The sequence below is a fragment of the Clostridium sp. TJA032 genome (assembly GCF_058310275.1).
The window spans coordinates 1-5,024 of sequence record NZ_JBZEFB010000012.1 but is presented as its reverse complement, the minus strand read 5'-3'; the positions used below and the strand labels follow the sequence as shown (position 1 = coordinate 5,024).

Annotated in this window: 4 protein-coding genes, 1 tRNA gene and 1 rRNA gene; 2 read left to right on the top strand and 4 right to left on the bottom strand. The window is 26.5% G+C overall.

Going from position 1 to position 5,024, the window contains the following annotated elements:
• Positions 1–609 precede the first annotated feature (609 nt).
• Positions 610–1,128: a TetR/AcrR family transcriptional regulator gene (locus AC4FRL_RS11565; RefSeq protein WP_491140398.1), complete on the top strand. Its 519-nt coding sequence runs from the start codon at positions 610–612 to the stop codon at positions 1,126–1,128.
• Positions 1,129–1,168: 40 nt separating this feature from the next.
• Here AC4FRL_RS11565 and nagE read toward each other — a convergent pair whose 3' ends face one another.
• A complete protein-coding gene (gene nagE / locus AC4FRL_RS11560) occupies positions 1,169–2,614 on the bottom strand; it encodes an N-acetylglucosamine-specific PTS transporter subunit IIBC (RefSeq protein WP_491140397.1) in 1,446 nt (481 codons plus the stop codon).
• A 573-nt stretch (positions 2,615–3,187) separates the two neighbouring features.
• Here nagE and AC4FRL_RS11555 point away from each other — a divergent pair.
• The gene (locus AC4FRL_RS11555) at positions 3,188–3,667 is read left to right on the top strand and encodes a PTS sugar transporter subunit IIA (protein WP_491140396.1); all 480 of its coding nucleotides are present in this window, start codon (positions 3,188–3,190) and stop codon (positions 3,665–3,667) included.
• Positions 3,668–3,700: 33 nt separating this feature from the next.
• On the opposite strand, the gene AC4FRL_RS11550 is transcribed toward AC4FRL_RS11555, so the two are convergent.
• The 3 genes from AC4FRL_RS11550 to rrf all read right to left on the bottom strand — a co-directional run bounded on the left by AC4FRL_RS11550 (position 3,701) and on the right by rrf (position 4,965).
• The gene (locus tag AC4FRL_RS11550) at positions 3,701–4,549 is read right to left on the bottom strand and encodes a PRD domain-containing protein (protein WP_491140395.1); all 849 of its coding nucleotides are present in this window, start codon (positions 4,547–4,549) and stop codon (positions 3,701–3,703) included.
• A gap of 216 nt (positions 4,550–4,765) precedes the next feature.
• Positions 4,766–4,841 (bottom strand) — tRNA-Lys (locus AC4FRL_RS11545).
• 5 nt (positions 4,842–4,846) lie between these two features.
• A 5S ribosomal RNA gene (gene rrf, locus AC4FRL_RS11540) occupies positions 4,847–4,965 on the bottom strand.
• Between the last annotated feature and the right edge of the window lie 59 nt (positions 4,966–5,024).

Genomic DNA, 5,024 nt, shown 5'->3' with positions numbered 1-5,024 from the left:
ATCAAACTCTCAATTTAAAAGTTTAATCTATACTCATATTACTTATAAAAGAATTGCTGGTTTATGTTAATATCTTCTGTTTAATTTTCAAAGACCATTTCTTCGTCGCCCTCAAGCGACTTTTTTAGTTTAACATCACTTTGAAACTTTGTCAACAACTTTTTTTCAAAACTTTTAATTTATTTTGTTAAGTTGTTTCCGCATCTCTTAGCGACGAGATTTATCTTACCATGTTAATTAATATAAGTCATAACTTATTTGTTTAAATAGTTAAATTATTTTTATTAATCTTTATTTTTTATCTTTTTACTCTATTATTCTCATATTGATACACCTGGTAAAGTTTTATTTGCTTTTTTCCTTAATATTCCTTGAAATATTCTTATTTACGATGTATTATTTAAAATATTCTTTTTATTTTATGCAAAAAATACTTTTTATTTTAAAAATAATAGTATATTTTAAATATTCAAATCATTAAATTTGAATAATACTTTATTTATTTTATAAATATATTAAATTTTATTACCATTTAAAAATTGCTTAATTTGAATTTACTAATTGTAAATACTATAATTTCTATATAGTTCTTTAAAAGGAGGCCTTCTTATGCCTAAAATTATAAAAAATGTAAAAGAAGATTTATTGAAAGAAGGAAAAAGGCAACTACTTTCTAATGGATATTTAGATTTAAATATAAGAAATATAACTAAAGAGTGTAACATAGGTACTGGAACCTTCTATAACTATTTTAAAAACAAGGAACAACTTGTTGTTGATATTTTATCTAATGATTGGAATACAGTTTTATCTGTTTCTAGCGAAATAATAAGACAAGATATTTCTTTCAAAGAAAAAATGATTATTATTTCAGATAATATGAATGATTTTCTTAAAAATCATAGACTTATTTTTTCAGAGATGGCTAATCATAGTTCTAAACATCATTATGTTATAGAACCTATTTATAAAATATTAGAAGATTTAATCAATCTTCATATAGAAAAAGGGGAAATTCATCCTGCTATATCCTCTGAGAAATTTGCATATTTTCTTCTTAATAATCTTATACTAATTTCTATGTCTAAATTAACAATAGATGACTTATTTTTATTGTTAAATATATAGTAAAAAGCTATAAACTAAAATAGTTTATAGCTTTTTATGTTTATAATAAATTTTTCATTTGACTTGCTAAAGGATCTGCTAATGTTCCCATAATTACTTGAACATGTTTATTATCTAATTTCATAATTCCACTAGCCCCTGCTTTTTTTAAAGTAACCTCATCTATTTTAGATGCATCTTTTAAAGTTAGCCTTAATCTTGTTATGCAGTTATCTAAAACTTCTATATTTTCTTTTCCTCCAAGAGCCTCTAAAACAACCTCTGCTTTTTCAGCTAAAGTTCCTCCCTTAGCTGGATTATTTTCTTCCTTTGATGCCTTTTTTATATAACTTCTATCTTCTTCATTGTTATCATCAAAATCATCTTCTCTACCTGGAGTTTTAAGATTAAATTTCTTAATAAAGAAAATAAATAAAAAATAATAAATAATAAAAACTACAATTCCCATTAATAATAAAATTAACTGATTTTGTCCTTTACCATAGTATAAAATATAATCAATAAGCCCACCTGAGAAACTAAAGGCTAGATGTATGTTTAAAGCATATGCTACTGCTAAAGATATTCCAGTTAGTATTGCATGTATAACATAAAGTATTGGAGACAAAAACATAAAAGCAAATTCTATAGGTTCTGTTATACCAGTTATTATAGCTGTTAAAGCCAATGATAAAAACATACCTCCAACTACTGCTTTATTTTTCTTTTTAGCACATACATACATTGCTAAACATGCGGCAGGAAGCCCAAACATCATAATTGGATAGAATCCTGCTGTATAAACTCCTGCTGTAGGGTCTCCAGCTAAAAATCTTGTAATATCTCCTGTTGCAATTTGACCTGATGCTGCATCTTTAAAACTTCCTAATTGAAACCATATAACAGAATTCATTACATGATGAAGCCCTATTGGAATTAATAATCTATTTAATATTCCATATACTGCAGCTCCAAGAGCACCTGCTTTTACCATTATATTAGCAAAGCCATCTAATCCTGATTGAAATAAAGGCCATGTATATCCAAAAAATACTCCTAAAATAAGACATACAAAAGAAGTTATTATTGGAACAAATCTTTTTCCTCCAAAAAATCCTAAAAACTGAGGTACTTTAATATCTTTAAATTTATTATATAAAAGTCCTCCTGTAACTCCAGCTACAACACCTCCAAAAGCTCCCATATTGATACTTGGGTCAAAAGAAGTTGCAACATTTTTCATAACTAAGAACCCTAAAAGTCCTGCTAATCCTCCAACTCCATTATTTTCATGAGAAAGCCCAAAACCTATGCCTACTGCAAAAAGCATTGCCATATTGTTGCCAAAAGCCGCTCCACCAGCAGCAGTAAGCCAAGATACATTAAGTAAATCCTTATCACCAAGTCTTAGTAAAAGTCCTAAAGCAGGCATTACAGCTATTGGTACCATTAAGGATTTACCTATACTTTGAAGAAATCCTAAAACTTTTGAACCACTTTTAATCATTTGTTTATTCCTCCTTATTTTTTCATTAGTTTATGCTTTTTTACCTTAAAAATTAGTTCTAAAGCATCAAAAGTAATATTAATAATTAAAAAATAAGCAAGCTTCTAATAAATTTTAAAATATTTTTTCTTAATTATTTTGTGCTTTATTTATCTTCTATTTATTTATGATATAAAAAAAGCTGAAAAGAATTTTTTTATATTCTTTTCAGCTAATGCCCAAAATTATGGTTACACGCTTAAATATTTTTTAAATATTAATAAATTTACTGTTGACTTTTAAATATTACTATATCTTAATTATAGTGTCAAATAAAATTAGTAAAGATTAAATTTTAAACATTAATAATTTTTTTATAATTAAATGTAAATTCAATTAAAATAAAATTAACCACTAATTGTATAAATATGGTATTGACTTATAAAATCAAAAAATATATAATGTAAGCATAACATGTTACTGTTAAATCAGGCATAAGTTTAGGAGAACTTATGCCTTTTTTTTATATTTTATTATACTATATTGGAAAGGATGTGAATTTCTTATCTTATTTCATAAGCTAAGAAAATAAATATGTTTGGATTATTTAAAAAAGAATTAAAATTAGTTGCTCCTGCAACTGGAAAAACTATTGATTTATCAGAAGTACCAGACCAAGTTTTTGCTGAAAAGATGGCTGGAGATGGTGTTGCAATTGAATTAGCTGGAGATACTATAATGGCTCCTGCTGATGGTGAGTTATCCTTAGTATTTAAAACTAATCATGCTTTCGCTATGACTTTAAGTAATGGAGTTGAACTTTTAGTTCATGTAGGTATAGATACAGTTTCTTTAAACGGAGAAGGTTTTGAAAGATTAGTGGAACCTGGTCAACAAGTTAAAGCTGGTACACCAATATTAAAAATAGATAGAGATTTCATACTAGGTAAAGGATTAAAATTACATACACCTGTATTAATAACAAATCCTGATGTGGTTAAAGATATGAAACCTGTTGTAGGTGAATCAGTTACTGCTGGTGTAGATACTGTTTTAACTTATAAAGTTAAATAAAAAACAAGCTGACAATTTTGTCAGCTTGTTTTTTTATTCTTTTCTTCTAAGTCTTTCTACATGCATAGCTAAATATCCAATTTCATCCTCTGGAACATCTTTAGAAAACTCTTCTTTTATAGCTATTCCAATTTCTTTAGCTACTTCAAAAGATTCTTTATATTTTAATTTTATAACTGAAAGCAACTCATTTTTTATTGGCGTATTATTTAAAAGTCTCTCTATAGCAAATCTTAAATGACTTATAAACCTAGCATAAGATAATGATGTTCTATCTACTTCTATATTAAAATCATCTTCAATACATTCAACTGCAGTATTAGCTATATAAGTAAATTTCATAGAGTTAGATAATTTACCTGTACTTCTTGCAGAATGTATGTGCATAGCAATAAATCCAATTTCATCATCAACTATATTAACTCCAGTAAACTCTTGAAGTTTCTTAACCATTTTACTTGCAGCTTCAAATTCCTTAGGGTATAAAATTTCAATTTCAACTAAAAAAGGATTTCTTAATATATCTCCTTTTTTCATTCTTTCAATAGCAAAAGAAATATGATCTATTAAACCTATATGTATAATTTCATTTAATTCCTCATCAAAATCTTTAGACATCTCTAAGATTAATTCTTCACAAAATGCTATAAATTCTTCTTTATTACTTCCTATAACTCTTCTAAAATTAGCAATATTATGTTCATCTTGTATTGTAAATATCTTTTCTATTTTTGTATTTTTAGGAATTATAGCTCCTCTTTTATAGTTAAAACCTATTCCCTTAGCAAATAGTATAATTTCTTTATCACTATCATCAACTAAAACTATATTATTATTAAAAGCCTTCTTAACCTCATACTCTTTTTCAGTATTTCTCACCATAATATTCTCCCCTATACTACTAACTTTGCTAATAAAATAAATTATTTTTAATTTAAATATTATATAAGATATATTTAAATTACATATATAATTATATATTAAAAAAATTATTTTTACTAATATAGAAATTGACTAGAATTAAAATAAATTCTAGTCAATCAACATTATAAAATACATTTTAAAATAAAAAAAACCTCTCTAAACTTAGAGAGGTTTTGGTGATCTGCCAGGGAATCGAACCCTGGACACCGTGATTAAAAGTCACGTGCTCTACCGACTGAGCTAGCAAATCATAAGACCTGGCAACCACCTACTCTCCCACACAGTCTCCCGTGCAGTACCATCGGCCTCTATAGGCTTAACCTTCGTGTTCGGAATGGAAAACGGGTGTTACCCTAAAGAGCATCATCACCAGATGTTTAAAAGAACTTTGTTCTTTCAAAATTGCACATATTTAATTTACTATATTTGGTCA